Origin of the sequence: Huintestinicola sp., assembly GCF_050874005.1 — a bacterium.
Lineage (GTDB): Bacteria > Bacillota > Clostridia > Oscillospirales > Ruminococcaceae > Huintestinicola.
Genome location: NZ_JBNMJV010000003.1, coordinates 87,075 through 112,187, shown reverse-complemented (window position 1 = coordinate 112,187; position 25,113 = coordinate 87,075). Strand labels below are relative to the sequence as shown.

The 25,113-nt window shown below is 47.0% G+C and carries 21 protein-coding genes; 16 read left to right on the top strand and 5 right to left on the bottom strand.

The genetic code is table 11. The features are described 5' to 3' along the window. Positions 1-332: 332 nt before the first annotated feature. Both ACR0QN_RS02230 and ACR0QN_RS02225 read right to left on the bottom strand, forming a co-directional pair. On the bottom strand, positions 333-623 hold the full coding sequence (locus ACR0QN_RS02230) for an EscU/YscU/HrcU family type III secretion system export apparatus switch protein (RefSeq protein ID WP_432649559.1): 291 nt from the start codon (positions 621-623) through the stop codon (positions 333-335). Next, complete coding sequence (locus tag ACR0QN_RS02225; RefSeq protein WP_432649558.1) at positions 610-2,514, bottom strand: hypothetical protein; 1,905 nt, start codon at positions 2,512-2,514, stop codon at positions 610-612. The genes ACR0QN_RS02230 and ACR0QN_RS02225 overlap by 14 nt, the downstream gene beginning before the upstream one ends. Positions 2,515-2,896: 382 nt before the next feature. On the opposite strand from ACR0QN_RS02225, the gene ACR0QN_RS02220 reads away from it, so the two are divergent. The 15 genes from ACR0QN_RS02220 to ACR0QN_RS02150 all read left to right on the top strand — a co-directional run bounded on the left by ACR0QN_RS02220 (position 2,897) and on the right by ACR0QN_RS02150 (position 17,452). Further along, entirely contained in the window at positions 2,897-5,332 is a 2,436-nt protein-coding gene (locus ACR0QN_RS02220; RefSeq protein WP_432649557.1) for a chemotaxis protein CheW, read from the top strand. Between the two features lie 19 nt (positions 5,333-5,351). Next, complete coding sequence (locus tag ACR0QN_RS02215; RefSeq protein ID WP_432649556.1) at positions 5,352-5,819, top strand: chemotaxis protein CheW; 468 nt, start codon at positions 5,352-5,354, stop codon at positions 5,817-5,819. A gap of 39 nt (positions 5,820-5,858) precedes the next feature. Next, positions 5,859-6,668, top strand: a complete 810-nt coding sequence (locus ACR0QN_RS02210; RefSeq protein WP_432649555.1) for a CheR family methyltransferase — start codon at positions 5,859-5,861, stop codon at positions 6,666-6,668. Between the two features lie 31 nt (positions 6,669-6,699). Continuing rightward, complete coding sequence (gene cheB / locus ACR0QN_RS02205) at positions 6,700-7,752, top strand: chemotaxis-specific protein-glutamate methyltransferase CheB (RefSeq protein WP_432649554.1); 1,053 nt, start codon at positions 6,700-6,702, stop codon at positions 7,750-7,752. Between the two features lie 5 nt (positions 7,753-7,757). After that, positions 7,758-8,234 (top strand): chemotaxis protein CheW, encoded by a 477-nt coding sequence (locus tag ACR0QN_RS02200; protein ID WP_432649553.1) that lies wholly within the window; start codon positions 7,758-7,760, stop codon positions 8,232-8,234. Between the two features lie 215 nt (positions 8,235-8,449). Further along, on the top strand, positions 8,450-8,740 hold the full coding sequence (locus ACR0QN_RS02195; RefSeq protein ID WP_432649552.1) for a flagellar biosynthesis anti-sigma factor FlgM: 291 nt from the start codon (positions 8,450-8,452) through the stop codon (positions 8,738-8,740). Positions 8,741-8,773: 33 nt separating this feature from the next. Further along, positions 8,774-9,223, top strand: coding sequence for a flagellar export chaperone FlgN (gene flgN, locus ACR0QN_RS02190; protein ID WP_432649551.1), 450 nt, complete (start codon positions 8,774-8,776; stop codon positions 9,221-9,223). A gap of 18 nt (positions 9,224-9,241) precedes the next feature. Next, positions 9,242-11,059 carry a flagellar hook-associated protein FlgK gene (locus ACR0QN_RS02185; protein ID WP_432649550.1) on the top strand — a complete coding sequence of 606 codons (1,818 nt, stop codon included), beginning with the start codon at positions 9,242-9,244 and terminating at the stop codon, positions 11,057-11,059. 22 nt (positions 11,060-11,081) lie between these two features. Next, entirely contained in the window at positions 11,082-12,449 is a 1,368-nt protein-coding gene (locus tag ACR0QN_RS02180; protein ID WP_432649549.1) for a flagellin, read from the top strand. Positions 12,450-12,473: 24 nt separating this feature from the next. Next, a complete protein-coding gene (locus ACR0QN_RS02175; protein ID WP_432649548.1) occupies positions 12,474-13,064 on the top strand; it encodes a DUF6470 family protein in 591 nt (196 codons plus the stop codon). A 2-nt stretch (positions 13,065-13,066) separates the two neighbouring features. Continuing rightward, a complete protein-coding gene (gene fliW, locus ACR0QN_RS02170; RefSeq protein ID WP_432649547.1) occupies positions 13,067-13,522 on the top strand; it encodes a flagellar assembly protein FliW in 456 nt (151 codons plus the stop codon). A gap of 4 nt (positions 13,523-13,526) precedes the next feature. Further along, positions 13,527-13,775, top strand: a complete 249-nt coding sequence (locus tag ACR0QN_RS02165) for a carbon storage regulator (protein WP_432649546.1) — start codon at positions 13,527-13,529, stop codon at positions 13,773-13,775. Positions 13,776-13,809: 34 nt separating this feature from the next. Beyond that, complete coding sequence (fliD, locus tag ACR0QN_RS02160) at positions 13,810-16,530, top strand: flagellar filament capping protein FliD (protein WP_432649545.1); 2,721 nt, start codon at positions 13,810-13,812, stop codon at positions 16,528-16,530. Between the two features lie 78 nt (positions 16,531-16,608). Then, complete coding sequence (gene fliS / locus ACR0QN_RS02155) at positions 16,609-16,971, top strand: flagellar export chaperone FliS (RefSeq protein WP_432649544.1); 363 nt, start codon at positions 16,609-16,611, stop codon at positions 16,969-16,971. A 13-nt stretch (positions 16,972-16,984) separates the two neighbouring features. Continuing rightward, the gene (locus ACR0QN_RS02150; protein WP_432649543.1) at positions 16,985-17,452 is read left to right on the top strand and encodes a hypothetical protein; all 468 of its coding nucleotides are present in this window, start codon (positions 16,985-16,987) and stop codon (positions 17,450-17,452) included. 136 nt (positions 17,453-17,588) lie between these two features. On the opposite strand, the gene ACR0QN_RS02145 is transcribed toward ACR0QN_RS02150, so the two are convergent. The 3 genes from ACR0QN_RS02145 to ACR0QN_RS02135 all read right to left on the bottom strand — a co-directional run bounded on the left by ACR0QN_RS02145 (position 17,589) and on the right by ACR0QN_RS02135 (position 21,993). After that, positions 17,589-19,088, bottom strand: a complete 1,500-nt coding sequence (locus tag ACR0QN_RS02145; protein WP_432649542.1) for a hypothetical protein — start codon at positions 19,086-19,088, stop codon at positions 17,589-17,591. A 154-nt stretch (positions 19,089-19,242) separates the two neighbouring features. Continuing rightward, complete coding sequence (locus ACR0QN_RS02140; protein WP_432649541.1) at positions 19,243-20,571, bottom strand: citrate/2-methylcitrate synthase; 1,329 nt, start codon at positions 20,569-20,571, stop codon at positions 19,243-19,245. A 93-nt stretch (positions 20,572-20,664) separates the two neighbouring features. After that, positions 20,665-21,993, bottom strand: coding sequence for an aspartate kinase (locus ACR0QN_RS02135; RefSeq protein ID WP_432649540.1), 1,329 nt, complete (start codon positions 21,991-21,993; stop codon positions 20,665-20,667). A 362-nt stretch (positions 21,994-22,355) separates the two neighbouring features. On the opposite strand from ACR0QN_RS02135, the gene secA reads away from it, so the two are divergent. Continuing rightward, entirely contained in the window at positions 22,356-25,094 is a 2,739-nt protein-coding gene (secA, locus tag ACR0QN_RS02130) for a preprotein translocase subunit SecA (protein WP_432649539.1), read from the top strand. Positions 25,095-25,113 lie beyond the last annotated feature (19 nt).

Genomic DNA, 25,113 nt, shown 5'->3' with positions numbered 1-25,113 from the left:
GTTTTTGTGGTTATTAACATTATACCATATCGGAGCTGATATTGCACTATTTTTTTGACCTTTTTCAAAATTTTTTTGCCCATTTTTCCTATGCCTGCGTGATTTTTCAACTTTTGTGAGTGGATTTTGGGGGAAGTTAAAATTTTTTACTATGCTGTGTTAAACCTTTGCAAAAAAATATCCGCCTTTGGGTCAAAGACGGGAAAAATTATATGTGATAAAATTATACAGATTTATTGTCAAATTTTTGTGCAGATATACAGATTTATTTTTTTCAGAAATTATGTTCTTGAAAGCTATTGACATTTCGGCACAGATGTGCTATAATGTTATTATTCCCTGTCGCCGTCTTTTTTCTCCTTCGCAAGCTTCATTACCTCAACATAGATAGCTGCTACCACCGAATACATTTCGGGGGGTATGCCCTGACCTACGTCAAGCATTGTAAGCACCGCCGCTGCGCTGTCGTCCCTGTAGATGGGAACGCCGCTTTCGTCCGCAAGGGAGATTATCCTTTCGGCGGCGTGGCCGTGTCCTGCGGCGACAACAATGGGGCTGTAGTCCTTTTCGGGATTGTATTTCAGCGCCACCGCCGCACTTTTTTTCAAATCAGACTTTGACATTCAGTCCACCCCTTTGACTGCCAAGCTTCGGAAACACCTGATCCAGAGACCTTTTGGCTCTCAGCCCCTCCACAAGTGCTGCGGAAACGTGATATCCGTTTGCCTCCGCTATTTTCGGTATGGTTTCTTTTATTGGCGTAAATGTGCTTTCAAGCTTTTCGGGACATAGGAGCATTACAGTCATATTCCTGTCCTTTTCGTATATCTCAAGCTCGAAATAGCCTGTGTCCTCGATATCAAAGCAGAGAAGCATATGCGAACCTGCTTCGCCGCTGCTCTGGGAGCCTTTTTTCTTATTCTCGATAAGCTCCTCCGCTTTAGGGTCCACCCACAGTTCACCAAAGGCTCTTATGCCGAATGCGTCGAGAGGGACAAACTGGTGGAGCAGGGGGGTAAATACTCCCGGAGCGGTCAGCATATTCTGGACCATATCGCTTTTGGTGACCCCCGAAAGAGAATGGAGGATATTGCTGTTTATGTTTTTGGAAAGGAAATCAGTAAGAGTTTCCATTGAGGTTGCGGCGGATATTTTATACTCGCCGCTCTGAGCCATTTCACCCAGGGCGGTGTTTAGTCCTTGTGCAAGGCTTATCATTTTTTCGCTGTTTTCTCCGTCAATATTCTCAAGGATAACGTTAAGTCGGTCGATAAGTGCGTCAAGGTCTTTTGTGGCTTCAAGTTCGTCGAATATGGTCTGGAGGGCGTTCCTCATTGCAGGCGTATTGGGGATAACGGCGCCCAGCAGTTTTCGGACAGCTTCGTCTCCCTCGGTAAAATCCACCGTTGAAAGCACTCTTGTAAGAGTTTCCTCGGGGATACGTGCTGCCATATGCTTCGCTCCTGCCGCCAGGAGATTTACCGCCGAACGCAGTCCCGCTTCGTGGGAAGAAGTCTCCGTGCTTATCAGAGAAGCCTGCTTTGCTTCGGGGGGAAGATACTCGTTGTCCTTTATATAGCTGTCAAAAAGCTTTTCCAGATTTTCAGTAAGTGTCTGAGTTTTGTCAAGTCCCATTTTTTCCATTGTATCGGGTGGGACGTTAAGACTTTCGGTCATCATTAAAAGTGAGTCAAAGCTTTCTCTCAGGGCTTCGGGGTCGTCGTTATAACGTGACATATTATGGACGATAAGGGGAAGAAGATTTTTCGTATTGTCATTTAAAAGGAGACTGTGCTCGGTAAAGCCTAAAAGCTTTAGCAGAGTGGGCTTCAGAGAGGCAAAATTTGCGGCTGCATCGGGTCCCGAAATGGCTTTTGAAGCTGCTGCCAGTTCATCAGAAACCGCCTTGCTGGGTGCCGCTTCAAGAGAAAGAAACTTGAAATTTGCGGAAAGAGACCTTAGTATCTCGTCCTTTGAAGAAACATTCGCCGCCGCCTTGGCAAAGTCAGCCACAGCTGCTTTCAGCTCCTCCGCTCCCCCAAAGTTATCTTTGGCGGAAAAGTCCACTATGTCCTTTAATACGCCCCAGAGCTTATCTCCGAAAATGGTGGCGTTTTTCTGCTGAGCCGTCATATCTGCGGCAAGATTTGATGGAGTGAGCATTACCTCGGAGGCAAACTCAGTCAGCTTGCTGAGAGCTTCGGCGTCTCCGCTTTCCTTTACAAGATCAAGCGCTTCCGTGGAGATAAGCTCCTTGGCGGCGTTAAGGGCAGAAGACGGATTTTTTACTGCGTCCGCAGAGGAACGCATAAGCACTCCGCCGCTTTCGTCCTTTAAGTTCCGCTCGGCATTCTCTCCCCCTCGGTCATTTGTCTTGACTACCCGGGTCTGATTTCCAAGATCAAACACCTGCCCCGTGGGGTTCTGCTGGACTTCGTTATGACGGTTATTATTATTGTTCTGGGCATAGTCTCTCGGGGCGGTGGGCGTGGTTATCTGAATAAGCTCGGACATTATTATCCCCCCTTATCTTTATAAATAAATATTCAGCTTAATTCTATCACATATTGATCACATTTTTCAACGTTTATAGGGCCTGTTTTTTAATTTTTGTTAAAAATAGCCGAAAATCGCCACATTTTTTTTCAAGTCTTATGAACATTATCTTTAAAAATCCGCTTGTAGTTAAAGAATTTTTATTGTATAATATAAATGTATAGTTTTGCCGACCCGTATATCACTTCGGTCGGACAAATGTTTGTCAGAATAATGCAGCTTGCCGTTTATATAACGGTCTGCCGTTATAATACTATATTGCATAATAAAAATCTCTGCGTAAAGGGTCTTGTACTGCACTATAATGCAGTCACTCCCCACAGAAAGGACGGTAAACATAATGGCTCGGTTTGAAGCAGGTATGGAATCAATGGTGGATATGTACATATTTGAAACCACTTCGCTCCTGGAGCAGCTTGACCAGATCTTAATGAAGACCGAAAACGAGAACAGCTTCGGTGAAGATGAGATCAACGAGATATTCCGTATAATGCATACTATCAAAGGCTCCTCGGCTATGATGGGGCTTGACAATATGTCCCACCTCGCCCACGCTATCGAGGATATGTTCTACATCATAAGAGAGGACAATCCCGTTATTTCCGATATGCGCTCCCTTTATGACCTGGTTTTCACAGCTTCCGACCTTCTCAAGGCGGAGATAGACCTTATCCAGGACGAGGACAGCGAACCTACGGATTTCAGCGAGCAGATGACCAAGATAAAGGATTTTGCCGCTATGCTCAAAAACGGCGAAGGAGCTTCCGCCCCTGCAGCTGCTCCTGCACAGGCCTCCGCTCCCGCTCCCGAAAAGCCCGCTCCTGCGGCTGACCCCGGGGAAATGATAACCGTTACTATGGGCGGCGGCGACAACAGCACCACAGTCAAGGTAACATTTGAAGAGGACTGCAAGATGGAAAATCTCCGTGCCCTCCTCGTTATCAACAACATCAGAAACGAATGCTCTATGCTCAAATTTGAGCCTGAGGACATCGAGGATAATTCCGAGACCGCAAAGGTCATTGTGGAAAACGGATTTATCATTCATTTCACTCCTGCACAGACTACTGCGGAGGATATTATCAGCCTTATCGGCAGCACTATGAACGTAAAGACCTGCGAAGTCCTTTCTATGGGCGGCGAAAAGACCGCAGAGGTGCCTGCTTACACCCTCACTACTGCAAAGGTAGAGTTTGTTGAGGACTGCAAGATGGAAAATCTCCGTGCCCTCCTTGTTATCAACAATATCCGTGAGGAGTGCGACGAGCTGGCTTTCGTGCCTGCGGACATTGAGACGAACCAGTCCACCGCTCAGACTATAAGAGACAACGGATTTATTATCCATTTCAAGTCGGGCTACGGTGATGACGCTATACTTAAAATTATCGGCGAGACTGCAAATGTTGCAAGCGTTACCGTTCTTAAAAACGGTTCGGACACTCCTCCTGCTGCAGCTCCCGCTCCTGCTTCTCAGTCTGCCGCCCCCAAGGCGGAGGAAAAGCCCGCTCCTGCCCCTCATGCGGAAGCAAAGCCTGCTCCCAAGCCCGAAAGCAAGCCTGCAGAGAAAAAGCCTGCCGAAAACAAAGCGTCGGGCGGTGCGAAGCAGTCCCTTATCAGCGTAAATCTTTACAAACTCGACCAGCTTCTCGATATGGTGGGCGAGATAGTTATCACAGAGGCTATGGTCACCTCCAACCCCGACCTCAAGGGTCTGAGGCTCGATAATTTCCAGAAGGCTGCAAGACAGCTCAGAAAGCTCAATTCCGAGCTTCAGGATATCGTTATGTCTATCCGAATGGTCCCCATTTCGGGCGCATTCAACAAAATGACACGTATCGTCCGTGATATGAAAGTAAAGCTTAACAAGGACGTTGACCTTGTATTTGAGGGCGAGGAGACCGAGGTGGACAAGTCCATCATCGACAATCTGAACGATCCCCTTATGCATATGGTAAGAAACTCTATGGACCACGGCATTGAGGAAAATGTCGAAGACCGTATTGCTGCCGGCAAGAGCCCCAAGGGCAAGATCACCCTTTCTGCATACAGCTCCTCGGGAGAGGTCGTTATCGTTGTTGCCGACGACGGTATGGGTATGAACCCCGAAAAGCTTCTTGACAAGGCTGAGAGAAACGGTATCCTTACAAAGCCCCGTTCCGAATACACCGAAAAGGAAGCTCTTAACCTCATTATGCTCCCCGGCTTCTCCACCAACGAGACAGTTACCGAATATTCGGGCAGAGGCGTTGGTATGGACGTTGTCCGCCAGAACATCGAAAAGTGCGGCGGCACCGTTTCCGTTGAGTCCAAGATCGGCGAGGGCACAAGCTTCATTATAAAGATACCCCTTTCACTTTCTATCGTTGACGGAATGGAAGTTTCCGTAGGAAACTCCATATTCACCATTCCCATAAGCTACATCAAGGAATCCTTCAAGCTGAGACCAAACCAGATACTCAGAGACACCGACGGCAGAGAAATGATCATGATAAGAGGCGAATGTTATCCCCTTATCCGCCTTTACGAGCTTTATGACTTAGACGGTGCAGTGACCGATCTATATTCGGGAATAATCATTCTCGTGGAGTCAGACGGAAAGTGCGCCTGCCTCCTTGCAGACGAGCTTATCGGTGAGCAGCAGGTCGTTGTAAAGCCTTTCCCGCCCCTGCTCAACAACTTCAACGTCAAGCAGAACGGTATGTCGGGCTGCTCCATTCTGGGCGACGGCTCCATTACCATCATTCTTGACATCAGCAACATTATTTCGGATTTTTAAGTCAGGGGAGGTTTAAGCAATGAGCAATTACACCAAGGAAGATACCAAGGATTTCATTACCACAGGCGGCGAGGTGCTTCTCTTTACCATCGACGACGTGGTTTACGGAATTGAGATAAAATACATCAACGAGATAATCGGCATAGAGCAGATAACCGTGGTCCCCAAGGTCCCCGATTATATCAAGGGCATCATAAATCTCCGCGGCAAAACTGTGCCCATCATCAGCGTGAGAAAGCGTTTCGGCAAGGAGGAGATACCCTATGACGAGCGCACCTGCATCATCGTTCTCGAATTTGACGGGGGCAATCAGGCGGGCATTATCGTTGACAGGGTGAGAGAGGTCACTCAGGCTAAGCCTGAGGAGATCTGCGCTACTCCTGCCAACAAGAATGTGAACGCTAATCACTATATCAAAAATATTATCGAGAACTCCGAGGGAATAAAGCTTCTCCTTAACTGCGAAAAGCTCGTTATGGAGCAGTAATTCCCGTTTTCGCAGAGAAAGGACAGGGTTTAAGAAACAATGCTGAAGCTTACAGATGATGATTTTCTTCGCCTTGTGGAATTTATAAAAACAAACTACGGAATAAATCTGGAAAAAAAGCGTGTGCTTATTGAGGGACGGCTTACGGGCATAGTTTCTTCAAGCGGCTTCGACAACTTCACCGACTACATAAACTACGCACTCAGCGACAGCAGCGGCAAGGAAACTATCCGCCTTGTAAACAAGCTCACCACCAACCACACCTTCTTTATGCGTGAGCCTGAGCATTTCAAATTTCTTGAAAGCACCGTGCTGCCTTACATAGAGTCCTCCGTTAAAGACAGAGACGCACGCATATGGTGTGCTGCCTCCTCCACAGGTCAGGAGCCGTACACCATCGCTATGACCATTGACGAATACTTCGGCGGAAGAAAGGACGGCTGGGACACCACTATCCTCGCCACCGACCTTGACACCGACGTTCTCCGCACCGCAAAAGCAGGTGTTTACTCCAAGGAAATGCTGGAGGGACTGCCCTCAAAATGGGTGGATAAATACTTTCAGCGCATTGACGGCGAGAATTATCAGGTCATCGACAGGATAAGAAGCGAAGTGGTTTTCAAAAAGTTCAATCTTATGGATCCTATCGTCTGTAAGAAGCCCTTCGATCTCATAAGCTGCCGGAACGTTATGATCTATTTTGACGCCGACACAAAAAATGCACTTATCGAACGTTTTTACGACGTTACCAAAAAAGGCGGCTACCTTTTCATCGGTCACGCCGAAAACGTATCGAGAGACACAAGATATTCATACATCAAGCCCGCCATTTACAGGCGGGAAAAGTAAATTCTGACAGGCAGCGAGGTATATCAAAGCTATGATCAAGGTTCTCATAGTAGACGACTCTCTGGTTTTTTCAGAGCTGCTGAAAAAAAAGCTTTCCGAATACAGCGGCATTAAAATAGTCGGAACTGCCGCAGATCCCTACGAGGCAAGAGACAAGATCCTTGAACTGGAGCCCGACATAATGACTCTGGATATAGAAATGCCCCGTATGGACGGTCTGAAATTTTTAAAAAGGCTTCTCCCCCAGTATCCATTGCCCGTTATTATGATCTCCTCCCGTGAGGATAAGGCAGATGAAGCGGTAATGGCAGGAGCGGCTTCATTCCGTGTCAAACCCGACGTTTCAGACCCTGCAAAGGTTAACGGCTTTATCCGTGATGTTGCTTCGGACATTACAAAGCTCTGTGCAAGAAATTCGTCCTCATTCCACTCTGAGCTGCCCAGAAGCGGCGCAGCTTCGGGAAAAAATAACAGCGGCAGATCCGCCGAATATAACAGAGGCGGCGTTGAGATCGTAGCTCTTGGCGCATCTACAGGCGGCACAGACGCTCTGGAAAAGGTAGTTCTGGGACTTCCCGAGGACTGCCCACCCGTTATTATCACCCAGCATATGCCCCCTGTGTTCACCAAAATGTACGCCGAACGTCTCAACCGCAGCGCTCCTCTGGCGGTATTTGAAGCGACGGACGGAATGAGGCTTAACAAGGGTATGTGCGTTATCGCCGCAGGAGGCTTCCATATGGAGCTTCACAAGGACTCCAAGGGATATTACATATCCAGCAGGGAGGGCGACAAAGTCTCGGGACACTGCCCATCGGTGGACGTTATGTTCACAAGCGTGGCAAAATGTGCAGGAAAAGCTGCGGCTGCGGCTCTCCTTACGGGAATGGGCGCAGACGGTGCAAAGGGACTTCTGCTCATACGTCAGGCAGGAGGTTATACCATAGGTCAGAACAAGGAGACCTGCGTGGTATACGGTATGCCTATGGAAGCGTACAAATTAGGCGCAGTCTGCGAGGAGGCTCCCCTTGAGGAGATAAGCAGTCTGCTTAAAAAGAAAATGAACTATCCCGAAAGGAGCTGAGCTTTGTGGAGGAAGAAAAATACCTGACCTTTGAGCTGTCGGGGCAGACCTTCGCAATTGAAATAAGCTGTGTAAAGGAGATACTTAACGGCTGCGGAAGCATTTCTCCCGTTCCCGAATTTCCCGAGTACGGCAAGGGCGTAATAAATCTCAGAGGGGATATCGTCCCCATTATTGATATGAGAGTGCGTTTCCATCAGCCCCCTATGGAGGTCACAGACAAGATATGCGTTATCGTGACCGAGTCAAAGGGCAGCGCAAAGTCCGATTATCTGGGATTTATTGTGGATTCGGTATGCGCTGTGGTTGATTTCGATACGAACGAGATATCCCCTGCTCCATCTATATCAGGCTCTACAGGCAAATACATCAAGGGAGTCTATAAGGCTGACGGCAAAATTATTATGATAATCGAGCCTGAGCTGCTGCTCACCGAATCAATGATAGAAGCTATCGGAGATTATATGGACGGCGTAAAATAAGAAATTATGGCGGAGCATTGTGCTTCGCCTTTTACTTTATGTAATTATATTTTATATTATACTATAAGTATAAAAATAAATTTATTTATACAAAAAAGATACTCTGAATTGCTAAATTTTTATTATCTTCCTGCCGATATATATAGTAGAGCATTGGGATAACTATGTAAAATCACAGAAAAAAGGGCATACCCCTAAAGAAAGGCGGAGATTTTATGGAAATAAAGAATTACACATCAGCGATCAATGCATACAGATACGCAAGCGAATCCGCTTCAAGACCCACGGCAGGCAAAACTCAGAAAAACAAGGGAAGAAATACCGACAAGGCAGAGTTTTCCGTATCGGCAAGAGCAAGCTTCTCGGACACTCTGAAAACCGCCGCAAAGGCAGTCGCAGACAGCTCTGCTTCCGCTGAAAGGCTCGCCGAGCTTTCCGCACAGATAGCTGACGGCAGCTACAGGGTATCTTCAGAAGATATAGCTGACTCTATTCTCGGACTTTAAAGTACCGGTTTCCTCGTGAAAGGAATTGATCTTATGGATTACAATGCGCTTATCGCTTTCTTTGATGAGTATAACGCTCATTTCAGAAGCTTTCTTAAATTTGAATATTCCAAAATGGATATGCTGAACAAAGGCAATATTGAAGAGCTTTCCGCTTCCCTGTCCACCGAGCAGGCATTTATTATGAAAAGCAATTCCCTTGAGAAGCAGCGGCTTGCTCTTTTGGGCGATAACAGTTCAAAGACCTTTGAGCAGATAGTAAGCGAAGCTCCCGAGGAATACAAGTCCCGCCTTGACGAGCAGCGCACCTCCCTTTCCGAGATGGTCTATAAAATAAAGGAAATCAACGACACCGCCAACATCATCGTATCCGAAAGGCTGAAGAAAATACGCAGCACCGTTGGCGAGCTTGATACATATAACGACAGGGGCGCTGTAAAAAAAGAAAGCACCGCAGGTTCGACTATTCTTACAAACGCTTGATGAAAGGAAGATATAAAAATGGCTTCATCGTTTTTTGGGCTTTATGTGCAGAGAGACGGTCTCCAGCTTGCACAGAAGGGTCTTGATATAACAGGACACAACATCACAAATATAAAGACCGAGGGCTACACCAGACAGCGCCTCGACATAGTATCAGTTGCAAACACCGCAGGGTGTCTGGGCTACAACAGCCAGGTAAATCTTGCAGGAAAGGGTGCAGACGCCGTAGGCGTTACACAGATAAGAGACAAGCTCCTTGATACAAAGGTGAGAAGATACAGCGCCGAGCTTTGCGACACAGGCGCCAAGACCACCGTACTTGCGGACATCGAAGATATCCTCGATGACGTGGAGAATGAAGAAGCAGGTCTTTCCGCTATTTTCGGAAACTTAAAGGCTGCTTTCCAGTCTTTCTCCGCCACAGGCGCTGACAGACAGGATCTTTCCACCGTTGCTATGAACGCCGCAGACTCGGTCATCAACGTTCTCAAGAACTTTGACCTGAGACTTAACGATGTAGAGCTTTCCACCAGAGAGGACATTCTCGTCACCAACGACAGAGTGAACACTATCCTCAAGCAGCTTGCTTCCCTTAACAAGCAGATAAAGGACTCCTACGTCCAGATGAACAACGTTTACGCCACCAGAGACGGCTATCAGGCAGAGATAGAGTACGGTCCGCTGGAACTCAAAGACAGCTTCAACAAGCTCTGCGACGAGCTTTCACAGTATGTGAACATCAACGTTGAGCAGCAGGCTGACGGCGGTTATGATGTATACTTCGGAGACGTGGCTCTCGTTAAGAATGACGCTTATGCCAAAGCAGAAGTTATCTTCTCTGACGTTCAGGACGCAAGGAACGACTTTGCCGAGCTTCACGTAAGCAGCCTCAACACCGACAAGGAATGGACAAAGTGCGAGCGTGAGATAACCGATGCAATAATGGCAGACCCCGACCTTACGGAAATGGTTAAAACTCTTAACTCATATATCTACAACGGCAAGGTGAAGCAGGCGTGCGAGCTTGAAAAGAAGATCATTGCTGCAGCGGGAGACGCTTACGATCCCATCTTTACAAACAATATGACCGATGAGCAGTTAAAAGCAGCTCCCTCCTATGCAATAACCGTTACCGAGGAGACCGACACCCTCACAGGCGGTTCAATAAAAGGTCTTTTCGATATGTACAACGGCAAGGGCTGTTATGCCGTGGGCGACGAAAACGGCTACAACGGCATCAAATATTATCAGGAAACTATGAGAGCCTTCGCCAACACAATGGTCAAGACTTTCAACTCTCTGTATGATGATTACAACAGCTCTCCCGAAGCAATAGCACAAGGCAGCCAGTTCAAAATGTTTGAATTTGAGGACGGCGCACTTACAGACGGAAGCATTTCCGATCTGAAGATCGCAGACAGCTGGAAAAACAACGTCCTCCGCTGTGTTCACCCTGCAGTTGACGCAGACGGCAACCTTGATTATAACTACGATGAGCTTGACAACACCTACATAAACAAGATCCTCTCCGCTTTCGAGGGCAAGTACAAGTTCGGAAACGAGCCCGATGAATACACCTTTGAGGGCTTTATCCAGTACTACGGTCAGACCGTAGGCGGTGACCTTGAATATGAGCTGGGAAGCTTCGACTCCACAAACATTATGCTTAAAAGCGTTTCCGATGCAAGAGACGAGGTAATGGGCGTAAGTATGGACGAAGAAGGCGTAAATATGATGAACTATCAGAAATGGTACAACGCCATTTCCAGAATGATATCCGCCCTTGACGAGTGCCTTGACAAGCTGATAAACGGCACGGGCAAAGTAGGACTTTGATAATAAAAGGAGCTGAATTCCAATGAGAGTCACAAACAATGCGTTCAGCGGAGCGTTTTTAAACAGCTATAACAGTCTTCTCTCAAGCTATCTGAAATCTCAGACTAAAATACTCACCCAGAGAAAATACAACCGTGCCAGCGAGGACTCTTCCTCGGCAGCAAAGGCTGCTCACGTAAGAAAATCCCTTGAAAATCTTGATATCTACGATGAAAACCTCAAGACCGCAAAGGATTTTTTCTACGCAGCCGAGGACGCTCTTTACGATATCGCAGACAAGACCTATCTTAACGTAAAGACAAAAATAGTTTCCGTACAGGACACTATGAACCAGACCGAGCTTAACACCATTGCTCTTGAGCTTGAGCAGCAGGCAGAGCATATGGTGCAGGATATGAACACCGATTTCGCCACAAGGCAGATGTTCGGCTCAGCAAGCAACGACAAGACCCCTTTCACCGTTTACTCCAGAGTTGAGGTGGAAATGCCCGACGGCACAGTCAAGATATTCGGCAACGAGTACGATACCGCCGAGCTGGGCGGCGCAGCTCTCACCCCTGCAGCGGACGGCAGCTATACCGACGGCGCAGGAAATACATATACCTTTGATAAATTTTACGATGCCGACGGCAACGAGATAACCGACCTCAACGATTTTGAGGGCGAGACCTATTACAGCAGCCCCGACAAGACCGCAGCCGACACCGTAAAATTCACCGTTAACGGCAGCCCCGATTTCAGCTCTGCCCCCACCGAAAGAATAGTCTGCTTCAACGATATCCCCGTAAACCTTATGGGCGACGATCTCAAAAATGCAGTAAACGGCGGCACTATCAAGTATTACGATAAGGAAGGCAAGCTTGCCGAAACAAAAACCATAAACTGCCCCTCCGACAGCGGCGGAGCAGACGGCTTCCCGGGAACAAATCCTATTTATGTGGACATCGGGCTTGGCGTAAAATATGACGAAAACGGCACTATAAACCCTGCCACCGCTCTTGATATGGGACTTAACGGCGCTGAGATAACAGGCTGCGGCACAGATAAGGATAATGACTCCCTTAATCTCATTCAGCTTGTTTACGACGCAGCAGCCGCTCTCAGAAAGGGCGACACCGAATCGGTAAACCGCTATATCGACAAGCTTGACGAAGCAAACTCCAAGGTTCTTGACGCCATCACCACACTTGGCGTAAAGCAGAACAATATGCAGATGTACATCGACCGAAACGAGGTCTACCGCATCAACCTCTCCGAAAAGCAGAACACCATAGAGGGCGTGGACATCGAAGAGGAGATCACCAATATGAAGTCTATCGAAGCGGCATACAACGCTTCCCTTTCCCTGGGCTCGGGCATTATCCCCAAGAGCATTTTTGATTTTGTATAATACTGAACAAAGGAGGACCAAGTTATGGATCAGCTTCTTAATATCACATCTGTTCCAATAAATGTGGAGATCAACGTTACCCGTGCGGAGCTGAAGCTCGATACTCCTGCTCCCACCGTACAGATATCCAAAAGCCACGGAGGAATGCAGATAACCGCAGACCCCATTCAGGTGCATATCGACAATACCGCCGCCAGAGAAAGTCTGGGCTACGGTCACAAAAACATTGACACCTTTGCAAAGGACGAAGCACAGAAAGGCATAAAAGTAGCATATCAGGCAGTTGCCAACATCGTAAACGAGGGCAACGCTCTCGGAAATTTTGAAGCCACCCCCGCTTCCATCGCCGCCTCCAAGGCAAGCAGAACAATGGAAACGATAATGGAGTTTCTCCCCAAGGAGGGACCCGATATAAGCTGGTCGGGCAATACACTCAGCATAAACTACAAGGCAGAACAGCTTAGTATGGACTGGAACACCAATCCCACCGCACAGCTTGAGTTTGTTCCGGGAACCGTTGAGTTTATCGTAAACCAGCGCCCCAAGGTAGAGATCGAATATACGGGCGAGCCTATCTATTTCCCCAGAAGCGCCGCTCCCGGATTTGAGGAATGATTATGAACGATACTATCAGCAGAATAACCGTAAAAACAAGAGATTTTGACGAGATCGAGGTTTCCCCCTCCGAGATAATAACCTTCCCCCAGGGCATATTCGCATTTGAGGACTATAAGGATTATATCCTCATCTCCCCCTTAGGCAGCGGAAAATGCCCTGTGTGGCTCCAGAGCACGGAAAATCCCAACCTTTGCTTTATCCTCTTCGACCCCCTTGAATTCTGTTCCGACTATCGTGTAACAGTAGCCGACGAGGACGTGGCGGTGCTCGATATGGAGGACGACAATGACGCAAAATTCTACGTTATCGCCGTTATCCCCGAGAATAATATGGACGCCACCGTAAACCTCAAAAGCCCAATTATCATCAATACAAAAAACAACAAAGCGGCGCAGGTCATAGCCGCCGACGATTACCCCATAAAATTCCCCGTATTCGCCAAGAAGGAGGACTAAGATTATGCTGATAATCACCCGAAAAACGGGCGAGGGGATACATATCGGCGATGACGTTGTTGTAAACGTGGTCGAAGCGGGCAAGGACAAGGTCAGGCTGGGAATAAGTGCTCCCAAGGACGTTAAGATAATCCGCTCGGAAATGTTCGAGTCACGGGGCTTTAACGTTCAGGCGGCAGTAAATAAAGTTTCCGCCGACTTTATGAACAAGTTCCTTACCGATACCCCCACTCAGTTAAATGAGATCAAATAGATCATAACATAATTTTGAAAGGACGGTCATTCAGATGGCAACAACACACGAAATAACAAGAATGACAGGTCTCGCCTCGGGTCTCGATATCGAGTCCTTAGTGAAGGCAGGCGTTGCCAATACCAAAAACTCTCTCGATAAAAGAAAGCAGAAGCTCCAGACTCTCCAGTGGAAGCAGGAAGCTTACAGAAGCGTTATAACCACATTGTCCGATTTTAAGAAAAAGTATCTTAATATCGAGTCTTCTTCCTCTATCAGAGCAAATGCGGTAATGAAGTCCAACAAGGCAGAGTCTTCGGACGACTCTCTCATTGTGGCCGCTTCCACAAGCGCAGTCCCCGGAAAATACTCCATCACCTCCATCAAAACCGCAAAGGCAGCCACCCTTTCGGGACAAAGAGCCTCTGCGGGTACTGTAGAGCTTGATTTTTCCGAAGCCTCCGCAGGCAGCAATACCGTTACCGTAACGCTTGACGGTTCCGCACGAAACATCACATTCGAGGGCGGCGAAAATGCCAAGGACAATTTCCTCACCGCATTAAATGAGTCATTCGGAGAGATAAGCGCCGCAAGATTTTCCTTCAAGGACGGCACCAATAAGCTTACTATCGAAAATGCCGCAAGCGATAAGGTGTCACATATCTTCACCGTTGGCTACAACTCAGCTGTAGGTCTTAAAAACGACGCTTCCAATATGATATCTTCCACCTCAAAGCTTGGCAGCCTTGACTTTGTTCAAGAGCTTTCGGGCAGCAGCTTCGAATTTTCCATAAACGGCGAAAGCTTCTCCTTTGACAGAAATACCACCGTCAAGGAAATGATGAGCACCATAAACAAGTCCGATGCAGGCGTTACAATGAGCTTCAATGCACTCAGCCAGTCCTTCGAGCTTAAAACCAACGAAACAGGCGCAGGCAAGGAGCTTAAAATATCCCAGACCTCGGGCAACCTTTTAAATTCCCTTTTCAATATGGGTGACGAGCTGGGCATTGACCCCACCATTGCCACACTTACAGACAAGAACATTGATGACTCTGTCACAAGTTTTGACTTCACCGCCTCCGCAAGCGGCTTTGCCTCTGGTGACGGTATAACCGTAAACGGCAAAACTCTTGCAATAACAGGTCTCACTCAGAAGCAGAAGACCGAGAAAATAACTGTTGACGACACCGAAATAAATGCAAAGCTCTATACCGATGCAGACGGAAATCAGATATACAGCTATTCTCAGGACGGCGGCACAGTTTATGCAAAAAAGAACGCAGATGATAAGTTTGAGACCGTTATGACCGTTTCTGCCGAAGGCGTGGTAAACGTTGGCGGCAGCGATCTTGAGGGCGTCAGCGAAGAAGATCAGCTTAGTGCAATGGGCATTGAAAAGGATTATAAGAAATACACAAGCGAGGAAATAGCCACCGCTCTGAACGATGCATACAAAGCATCCTTCCCCAGCGGAAAGGGCACTTTTTCCGTTCAGGTGTTTGACGATACAGGCGCAAAGATCAAGTTCACTCCCGCAGCAGGCGAGGCTGTATCAGTTGAAGCTTCGGGAAATGTGACCGTTGACGGAGCCTCCTCCAACTACACCGAAACTCCCTATGCAGGCGACCGTGTCATAGCCGATATGGACAAGATATCCTTCACCGTAAACGGCGGCGTGACCTTTAATATGGCAGGCTCGGGCGAGGGCGGAAAGGTGACCATAAACGACCTTGTCCGCTCGGGATATTTCACCTATGACGAGGATAAGGGCGTTTTATCCGTAACAGGAAAGAACACCGTTGAGTTTGAAGGCGAAAGCGGAGAAGCAATAAAGAAGCTTTTCGGCACAACTACCCTCAGCGGCGTTGACAACGTGGGCAGTATGACCCTCAGAGGCTCCAATGCTCAGATAACTGTCAACGGCGTTACCCTTGAAAGTGCTTCCAACAGCTTTGCCATTCAGGGAACAACCTTCAGCATAAACAATGTGAAGGAGTTTACCGAAGAGGATATCGAAAACGGCGATGCCGAGGAGATAACCGTCAACGTCTCCAAGGACACAAGCAAGATAAAGGAAACTATTTTAAGCTTTGTTGAAGCATACAACGAAATGCTTGACAAGGTCTACGAGCAGCTTAATACCAAGCGCCCCAAGGACGACGGAGATTACTACGATCCCCTCACCGACGACCAGAAGGACGAAATGGAAGCTGATGAGATAGAGAAGTGGGAGGAAAAGGCAAAGACAGGTCTTCTCTACCACGACAACACTCTTTCCAAGGTGTTCACAAATATCCGTCAGGCTGTAGGCTGCGCAAATGTAGGCGGAATGACCATTCAGGCTCTGGGTATCGACACCTCCGATGATTATAACGAGTACGGAAAGCTGAAGATAGAGGACGAAAGCGTTCTTGACGCAGCTATCGAGAAATACGGCGATGAGATCGCAAACTTCTTCACCGATACCAAGGACGGTCTGGGAACAGTCCTCAATAATGCCGTTACAGCTGCAATCGACACAAGCTCCAACAAGAACGGCTATCCCAAAGGCTCCCTCACCGCAATGGCAGGCGTGGCAAATACCCGCTCCGACCGCAACAATATGATATACAATCAGATATCAAATCTCCAGAGCCTTATTGATACCTTGAATGACAGGTATGAAAAGGAGCAGGAGAGACTGTGGACAAAGTATTCGACACTTGAGTCCTACATTTCCACAATGAACAATCAGTCCACCTCCATCTTCGGCACATCAAGCACAACAGGCTGATAAAAAGGATTTCCAAACAGAGTTCTGCTCTGAGGCAAGCCCTCGGAGCAGGATTCCCCAGAAAGGATAATCATAAAAATGAACCCCTATCAGAAATATATGCAGCAGTCGGTCAACACAATGACCCCCGCACAGCTTCTTATCGCCCTCTACGACAAGGCGATCACCGAGATAAACAAGGCGATCATCTTCATCGAGGACAAGGACATTCCCAAGGCGCACAATTCCATAATGCGTGCAAGCGACATCATCGACGCCTTAGACGCACATCTCAAGGTGAAATACGAAATATCCGACAATCTTGCCGCTCTGTATCAGTATTTCCGTGAGAAACTTGTTCAGGCAAACGTAAAAAAGGACCCGGAGATACTCAAAGAGATCCTCCCGATGATAACCGAGCTGAGAGACGCATTTTACGAAGCAGGCAAACAAGTGAAGTAAGGGAGGTCAGCCTATGGACCCGAAGCTTTTAGGGCTGGTGGACAAAAAGATCGAGCAGCTCAGGCACTACAACGACATTACCTCCAGAATAATATACGAGGACATCGACGGAGTAGGTGACCTCATCAGACAGCGGCAGGACATCGTCACCGCCGTAGACGGCATCTCAATGGAAATGCGGAGCCTGATAAACTCCCAGTCCATCGAGCGCAAGGACACCATAAATGCCCTGCTATCATTTCAGGAGATAGACGGACTGTCAGGCTCTATGCTGGAGCTGTCGAAAAAGATCGAGGAGCTGAAAGAGCTTACCGACACCATCAAGAAAAACGACAAGCTTGCCATCGAGCGGCTTGAGAATATGCGTGACGAGACCTACGCCGAAATGACCAAGACCGCCAAGAGCAAAAAAGTGGTAAACTATTTCGGTGCCACCGCCGTAGATGTAAACAAGGGCAGCAAATTAAATTCCGCACACTAAGATCATTCGGAGCTGAACCCACGTTCAGCTCCGTTTTTTAACACAAACGTTCGCAAACATATTATATCAAAACGTTTGTTTATCGTCAATATGCATTTAGCACAAATATTCCAAAAAAATGTTTGTGCTAATTATATTATTTTATTGAATTGATACCTATTAGTTTTAATAGCTTTGAAAAAACATCTGCATTGTTAAGCTCGTTCCAAGAAGCAGAAAAAATATCATCTGAATAATCATCTTCCAATGAAAGTACCCAAATTTTATTTTTATCTGCAATAACAGCATACTTTGCTTTAAGCTGTACAGCATAGCTCCTTGCTTGTGTCTTAACAGCCTCCATTTCCTTTTGATTTAAAATGTTGAGTTTTGCTTCAACCAAGGCAAAAGCAGAATAATGTCCTTTAGTCACTTTCGGCAAAAGCACAAAATCCGGAATAAGTGCGTGATTATGATTGCCTATCTCAATGTAAAGCTGCTGTACATACTCATTCTCGGCATAGCCAAGCTTTTTCAGAAGCGGTATTATCAACTTATTCTCAACGTCTTTCTCACGTTCAAATATTTCATTACCCTCAGACACTATAAATTCAAACCGAGGAACATCTGCCTCTGAAATATCCATAAGATGATTATACTGAGACGGCAGAAGCTCAACTCCGTTTATTCCCTGCATATTTTTACGCACAATAGGCATATCCTTTAAGACTTCGTCCTGCTGTAACTGCTTTTGAGTTATACGCTTTACTCCCACAGGGTTTGCAATGTATGTACATCTGTAATAATAGAAAAAGGGGTCGTTAAATCCTATGGAAACGCTTCGCCATACAGAGTCAACGGCACTTATCGGCGTTCTGAGATACATAACTATCATATCGCCTGCTCTTGTATCGGGGTCACATTGCCAACAGGTCACAATATCCTTGCTTTCATCAAGGAATATATCGTCTTTTGAACCGCCAATGAAGAAAGCACTTTTTGGCTCAGGCAGATCCTTGATAATATAGCTGTCAATTCCACCGATATATTTCGGAGCAAAATCGTATAAAAAAGCCCACAGCTCATAAGGTGACATATTATGCTCTTCTCTGAAATCCCACAGCACATCGCAAATTTCTCCGTAATAAAAAAATCTTCCTTCATAATCTTTTTTTACAGGCATCGGCGGCATTTCAATCTCAAACTCGTTCGCAATCTTTTCAAGAACATTAAAATTATTGCAGAAATAATACGGAATAAAGGCTTCGGGAAATCTTATTGCCAAAAAGGTTGAGTAATATTCAATATCAAAGGCAAATTGTTGGAAAATATATTTGGGTTTCTGCTCCCCTGTATTATTAAGCCCATTATAAAAAGTATCCATAATTTCAGGAATTGTGTATCTTCCGTCTTTCATACTAAAAAGCGGATAGCAGCCATATAATAAATCATCGTTCTCCAAATCTTCTTTTAAGATTTTCAAATCATCACAAACACATCTGCTTACAGCCGGTGCTGCACATATATCTTTATGAAGCTTACAAATTTCGTCAATATATTCACAAGTCATTTGTTTGCCTAAATTATTTTCAAACATTTTAACAATTCTTTTTCCGCCTGCATTAAGGTAGGTCTGCCACATATACTCATTAAACATAACACCACTCCTGCAATACAAATTGTTTAGTTATATTATATCAAGGCAAATTGTTAAAGTCAATATGCATTTGGGTTGACAAGACAAATTCATATAAAAATCCCCCGCCGCAGGCAGGGGAAAATTTTACATATCATTCTCAGGTGTCAAAAGCTCATCTGTCGCAAAGCTTAACATAGCTCTTTTCCTTGTTTACGCTCTTGTAAGCAGGACGGATTATCCTCTTGCCTGTCATAGCCTCCTCAAAGCGGTGAGCGCACCAGCCTGCCATACGTGAAGTAGCAAACAAAGGCGTGTACAGATCCTCGGGGATTCCCAGCATCTTGTAAACAAAGCCGCTGTACATATCCACATTGGCGCACATATTCTTGTCGTTGCCCCTGACAGTCTTAAACAGCTCGGGAGTAAGGCGCTCAATGGTCTCAAGCAGTCTGAACTCAGGCTCGAACTCGCTGTCTATTGCCATTTTCTCCGCATTCTTCTTGAGGATAACAGCTCTGGGGTCGGAAAGGGTGTACACAGCGTGACCCATACCGTAAATAAGTCCGCTGCCGTCTCCCGCTTCCTTTTTCAGAATTTTTGTAAGGAAATCTGCGACCTCGCCCTCGTTGTCCCAGTGCTGAACGTTTTCCATTACGCAGCGCTGCATCTCAAGCACCTTGTGGTTTGCGCCGCCGTGACGGGGACCCTTCAGTGAGCCGATAGCTGCGGAATAAGCCGCATAGGGGTCTGTGCCCGAAGATGTGAGCACACGGCAGGTAAAGGTGGAGTTGTTTCCGCCGCCGTGCTCGGCGTGGAGCATAAGCATAATGTCAAGCAGCTTTGCCTCTTCATCGGTGTACTGCCTGTCGGGACGAAGCAGGGAAAGGATAGTCTCGGCGGTGGACAGACCGGGGATAAGAGGGTGCATGAACATTGTGCCGTGATTGTAATATCTCTGCTTAACATTGTAAGCGTCAACCATAATAACGGGCATCTTTGCAATGATGGAAACAGCCGTATCCACCTCGTGCTTTGCACCCGTGTCATCGGGACAGTCGTCATATGAATAAAGCGCCAGCACCGAACGGGACATCTTGTTCATAATGTTCTTTGAGGGAGCCTTGAGTATCATATCCTCAAAAAATCCGTCGGGAAGCTCTCTGTTTTCATCAAGGAGCCTGCCGAAATTCTCAAGCTCCGACTTGTCGGGGAGCTTGCCTCCCAGAAGAAGATATGCAATTTCCTCATAGCCGAAGCGGTTTTCCGCAACAACGTTCTCCACAAGGTCGTTGATGTTGTAGCCTCTGAACACAAGCTTACCTTCATCGGGACACTTTTCGCCCTCGTTCAGCACATATCCGTGAACGTTGCATATGTTGGTAACGCCCGCCATAACGCCCGAGCCGTCAGGGTTTCTCAGTCCTCTTTTAACGCTGAATTTATCGTAATATTTAGGGTCGATCTTATTGTTTTCCGTGTAGGCAGCATAGAGCTTATCCATATTTTATCAATCCTTTCAATATAGACAAAATGTGCAGCGGTTTCAGATTACCCCCTGCACATCATTGTACCGATACATTTTCCCGAACTCGGGTCACTTCTCCTGAGGCAGCACGAACATATCGTAGATAGCTCTTGTGGCAGTCTCGAAGTCCTCCTCTTCAACGCCGATGATGATGTTAAGCTCGGAGGAGCCCTGGTCTATCATCTTGACATTGACTCTTGCGTGAGCAAGGGCGCTGAACAGTCTGCCTGCAGTACCTCTCGCCTTTCTCATACTCCGTCCAACAACGGCGATAAGAGCAAGATTATTTTCGATCTCAAGCTTGTCGGGGTGGCAGCGGAAATTTATCTCGTCAATGATAGCCTTTTCCTTGCCGATAAGGGACTCTGAATTTACCACAACACTCATTGTGTCGATACCCGAAGGCATATGCTCGAAGCAGAGACCGTTTTTCTCCAGCACTCTGAGAACGTTTCTGCCGAAGCCCACCTCGGCGTTCATCATATCCTTTTCTATCTGGATAACGGAAAAGCCCTTTTTGCCTGCAATGCCCGTAATGGTGTACTGAGATGTCTCAGCAGTTTCGGCAACGATGAAAGTACCTCTGTCCTCGGGGTGGTTGGTGTTCTTGATGTTTATGGGAATGCCTGCTTTTCTTACGGGGAAAATAGCGTCCTCGTGAAGAACGCCTGCACCCATATAAGCAAGCTCTCTCAGCTCTCTGTAGGTGATGGTGGTGATAGGCTTGGGGTTATCAACAACTCTGGGGTCGCAGATAAGGAAGCCGCTTACATCTGTCCAGTTCTCGTAGATAACTGCATTTGCCGCATTGGCAACGATAGAACCGGTAACGTCCGAGCCGCCTCTTGAGAATGTTTTAATGGTATCGTTGGGCATTGAGCCGTAGAAACCGGGTATAACTGCGTGAGCGGAAGAAGCAAGCTTCGGAGCCAGCAGGGAGCGTGTTGTCTCAAGGTCAAAAGCACCCTTTTCGTCAAAACGGATATATCCCGCAGGGTCGATAAAATCAAATCCAAGAAACTTTGCAAGAACAATGGAGTTCAGGTATTCGCCACGGCTTGCGGCATAGTCTCTGCCCGCACGGTGAGCGAAAGCATTCTTGATGTTTGCAAACTCATCGGCTAAGGAAAGCTCGATGCCAAGCTCGTTTATAATAGAGTTGAAACGTTCCTCAATAGCTTCAAAAGCCTTGTCGAAGCTTTCCCCCTTAACGGCGAGGTCGTAGCAGTTATAAAGCATATCGGTGACCTTTGTATCTCCGCTGAAACGCTTGCCGGGTGCGGAAGCAACAACAAATCTTCTTGCGGGGTCTGAAAGAACGATATCCGCAACCTTGCGGAACTGTCCTGCGTCGGCAAGAGAGCTTCCGCCGAACTTGACAACCTTGGTGTTTTCCATAATAATATCTTCTCCATTTTATGAATATATATAAGGGGTGCTTTATTTAAGAGCCGTACCCTTTATCGTATAAATATTACATATAATATGCAACTATTACATTATATCCTATTTTTCATCTTTGGTCAATTGCCATATAAGACAAATTTTTCTTCCCTGCTCCTTGTCCTTTTGGAAAATACTGCTGTATTCGTGAGACGGACACATTTCCGTATATGGCTCTTAACAAAAAAATATATTGACACGCCTTGAATTATGCGCTATAATAATATATAAGCATAGTTGTGCGTATTTATGCATTATCACTTTTATGCAATAAAATATGCATTAAAATTTTATATATATAAGGTGGAATAAAAAGAATGGGAATTTTAGACGGACTTTTCGGAAACTACAGCAAGAGAGAGCTTAAAAAGATCGACCCGATAAAGCAGAAGGTACTTGACCTTGACGAAGAATATACAAAGCTCAGCGAAAAGGAGCTGAAAGCTAAGACCCCCGAATTCAAGGAAAGGCTCGCAAACGGCGAGACCCTTGACGATATCCTTCCCGAGGCTCTTGCCACCGTAAGAGAAGCGGCATACAGAGTTCTGGGCAAGAAGCCCTATCCCGTACAGATAATCGGTGCCATCGTTCTTCATCAGGGCAGAATTGCCGAGATGAGAACAGGTGAAGGTAAAACTCTTGTTGCCTGCTGTGCCTCCTATCTCAACGCTCTCGAGGGCAAGGGCGTTCACGTTGTAACGGTAAATGACTACCTTGCAAAATCCCAGTCCGAGGAAATGGGCAAGGTCTACAGATACTTAGGTCTTACTATCGGCTGCATACTCCACGACCTCTCCAATGACGAGAGACGTGAAGCATATAACTGCGACATCACATACGGTACCAACAACGAATTCGGCTTTGACTACCTCCGTGACAATATGGTCATCTACAAGAGCGAGAAGGTCCAGAGAGAATTTAATTTCGCCATCGTGGACGAGGTGGACTCCATTCTTATTGATGAAGCGAGAACTCCTCTTATCATCTCGGGCAGAGGCGACAAGTCCACCGAGTGGTACACCCTTGCGGATAAATTCGCAAAGACATTAAAGCCTTTCATAGTTACCGAAATGGACACCAAGACCGACCAGGAGGAAATCGCCGAGGACTGCGACTACATCATTGACGAAAAGGCAAAGACCGCCACCATCACCCGTCAGGGCGTAAAAAAGGCTGAGAAATACTTTAACGTGGTAAACCTCTACGACGCAGAGAACTCCACACTTCTCCACCACGTAAATCAGGCGCTGAAAGCAAACGGCGTTATGAAAAAGGATATCGACTACGTTGTAAACGACGGCGAGATCGTTATCGTTGACGAATTCACAGGCCGTCTTATGATGGGCCGCCGCTATAATGACGGTCTTCATCAGGCTATCGAAGCAAAGGAAGGCGTAAAGGTAGCTCACGAGTCCAAGACCCTTGCTTCCATTACATTCCAGAACTTCTTCCGTCTCTATCACAAGCTGTCGGGTATGACAGGTACGGCTATGACCGAGGAGGACGAGTTCAGGGAAATTTACAAGCTGGACGTTATCGAGATACCCACAAACCGTCCCGTTCAGCGTATCGACCACCCCGATGTGGTATACAAGACCGAGAAAGCCAAGTTCAACGCTGTTATCGACCGTATCGTTGAATGCCACGAAAAGGGTCAGCCTGTTCTTGTAGGTACAATTTCAATCGAAAAATCCGAGATACTTTCAAAAATGCTCTCTAAGAGAGGCATCAAGCACAACGTGCTGAACGCAAAGCAGCACGCAAAGGAAGCCGAGATAGTTGCACAGGCAGGTCAGCTTGGAGCAGTTACCATCGCCACCAATATGGCAGGCCGTGGTACGGATATCCTGCTCGGAGGTAACGCCGAGTTCCTTGCAAAGGCTGATATGAAGCGTGAAGGTATGGAGGACGAGCTTATCAGCGAGGCTATAAGCTATGCCGACACCGACGACGAGGAAATTCTTGTGGCTCGTGAGGAGTACAAGAAGCTCTACGCAAAGCACCAGGAGGAGATAAAGGGTCAGGCGGACAAGGTAAGAGCCGCAGGAGGTCTTTACATTCTCGGCACAGAGCGCCACGAATCAAGACGTATCGACAATCAGCTCCGTGGACGTGCAGGCCGTCAGGGAGACGAGGGCGAAAGCTGCTTCTTCCTCTCCCTTGAGGACGATCTTATGAGACTGTTCGGCGGCGAGCGTCTCCAGATGATGATGACAAATATGAACATCGACGAGGATATGCCTATCGAGTCCAAAATGCTCTCAAAGGTGATCGAGTCCTCTCAGAAAAAGGTGGAGGGCAGAAACTTCGCTATCAGAAAGAATGTCCTGAACTACGACGACGTTATGTCCACTCAGAGAGCTATCATTTACGAGCAGAGAGCCAAAGTCCTTAACGGCGAAGATATCCACGAATACATTCAGAAGATGATAAAGGACTGGGTAGCCGACGGCGTAAACCTTTATATCATCGACAACACCGTTCAGGACGAATGGAACCTGACAGGGCTTCGAGAGCATTTTGCAGGTCTCCTTACTACTCCCGATGATTTCCACTACACTCCCGAGGAGCTTGGAGGTCTTAAAAAGGACGATATCGTTAATATGCTCACCGAAAGGGCAATGGCATATTACGAGAAGCGTGAAAAGGATCTGGGCAGCGATATGCTCAGAGAGCTTGAGAGAGTTATCCTCCTCAAGGTAGTTGACCTCAAGTGGATGGCTCACATTGACGATATGGAGGAGCTGAGAAGAGGAATAGGTCTCAGAGCCTTCGGTCAGAAGAACCCCGTTGTGGAATACCGCTATGAGGGCTTTGAGATGTTTGACGCAATGATCGAGTCTATCCGTGAGGACACCGTAAGACTGCTCTTCACCATTCAGGTAAAGGGCAACGAGGAGCCTAAGAGAGAAAGAGTTGCCGAGCCTATGGAAACTCAGGGCGACGGCAGCTACTCGAATGAGCCGAGACGTGTCAAGAAGGTAGGCAGAAACGATCCCTGCCCCTGCGGCAGCGGCAAGAAATACAAGAACTGCTGCGGAAGAGACCTCAAGTAAAAAATAAATTATAGGAAGG

What these genes read in the sequence shown, in the direction of transcription:
- ACR0QN_RS02230 (WP_432649559.1), bottom strand. Translation starts at nt 623, where the DNA reads ATGTCAAAGTCTGATTTGAAAAAAAGTGCGGCGGTGGCGCTGAAATAC.
- ACR0QN_RS02225 (WP_432649558.1), bottom strand. Translation starts at nt 2,514, where the DNA reads ATGTCCGAGCTTATTCAGATAACCACGCCCACCGCCCCGAGAGACTAT.
- ACR0QN_RS02220 (WP_432649557.1), top strand. Translation starts at nt 2,897, where the DNA reads ATGGCTCGGTTTGAAGCAGGTATGGAATCAATGGTGGATATGTACATA.
- ACR0QN_RS02215 (WP_432649556.1), top strand. Translation starts at nt 5,352, where the DNA reads ATGAGCAATTACACCAAGGAAGATACCAAGGATTTCATTACCACAGGC.
- ACR0QN_RS02210 (WP_432649555.1), top strand. Translation starts at nt 5,859, where the DNA reads ATGCTGAAGCTTACAGATGATGATTTTCTTCGCCTTGTGGAATTTATA.
- cheB (WP_432649554.1), top strand. Translation starts at nt 6,700, where the DNA reads ATGATCAAGGTTCTCATAGTAGACGACTCTCTGGTTTTTTCAGAGCTG.
- ACR0QN_RS02195 (WP_432649552.1), top strand. Translation starts at nt 8,450, where the DNA reads ATGGAAATAAAGAATTACACATCAGCGATCAATGCATACAGATACGCA.
- flgN (WP_432649551.1), top strand. Translation starts at nt 8,774, where the DNA reads ATGGATTACAATGCGCTTATCGCTTTCTTTGATGAGTATAACGCTCAT.
- ACR0QN_RS02185 (WP_432649550.1), top strand. Translation starts at nt 9,242, where the DNA reads ATGGCTTCATCGTTTTTTGGGCTTTATGTGCAGAGAGACGGTCTCCAG.
- ACR0QN_RS02180 (WP_432649549.1), top strand. Translation starts at nt 11,082, where the DNA reads ATGAGAGTCACAAACAATGCGTTCAGCGGAGCGTTTTTAAACAGCTAT.
- ACR0QN_RS02175 (WP_432649548.1), top strand. Translation starts at nt 12,474, where the DNA reads ATGGATCAGCTTCTTAATATCACATCTGTTCCAATAAATGTGGAGATC.
- fliW (WP_432649547.1), top strand. Translation starts at nt 13,067, where the DNA reads ATGAACGATACTATCAGCAGAATAACCGTAAAAACAAGAGATTTTGAC.
- ACR0QN_RS02165 (WP_432649546.1), top strand. Translation starts at nt 13,527, where the DNA reads ATGCTGATAATCACCCGAAAAACGGGCGAGGGGATACATATCGGCGAT.
- fliD (WP_432649545.1), top strand. Translation starts at nt 13,810, where the DNA reads ATGGCAACAACACACGAAATAACAAGAATGACAGGTCTCGCCTCGGGT.
- fliS (WP_432649544.1), top strand. Translation starts at nt 16,609, where the DNA reads ATGAACCCCTATCAGAAATATATGCAGCAGTCGGTCAACACAATGACC.
- ACR0QN_RS02150 (WP_432649543.1), top strand. Translation starts at nt 16,985, where the DNA reads ATGGACCCGAAGCTTTTAGGGCTGGTGGACAAAAAGATCGAGCAGCTC.
- ACR0QN_RS02145 (WP_432649542.1), bottom strand. Translation starts at nt 19,088, where the DNA reads ATGTTTAATGAGTATATGTGGCAGACCTACCTTAATGCAGGCGGAAAA.
- ACR0QN_RS02140 (WP_432649541.1), bottom strand. Translation starts at nt 20,571, where the DNA reads ATGGATAAGCTCTATGCTGCCTACACGGAAAACAATAAGATCGACCCT.
- ACR0QN_RS02135 (WP_432649540.1), bottom strand. Translation starts at nt 21,993, where the DNA reads ATGGAAAACACCAAGGTTGTCAAGTTCGGCGGAAGCTCTCTTGCCGAC.
- secA (WP_432649539.1), top strand. Translation starts at nt 22,356, where the DNA reads ATGGGAATTTTAGACGGACTTTTCGGAAACTACAGCAAGAGAGAGCTT.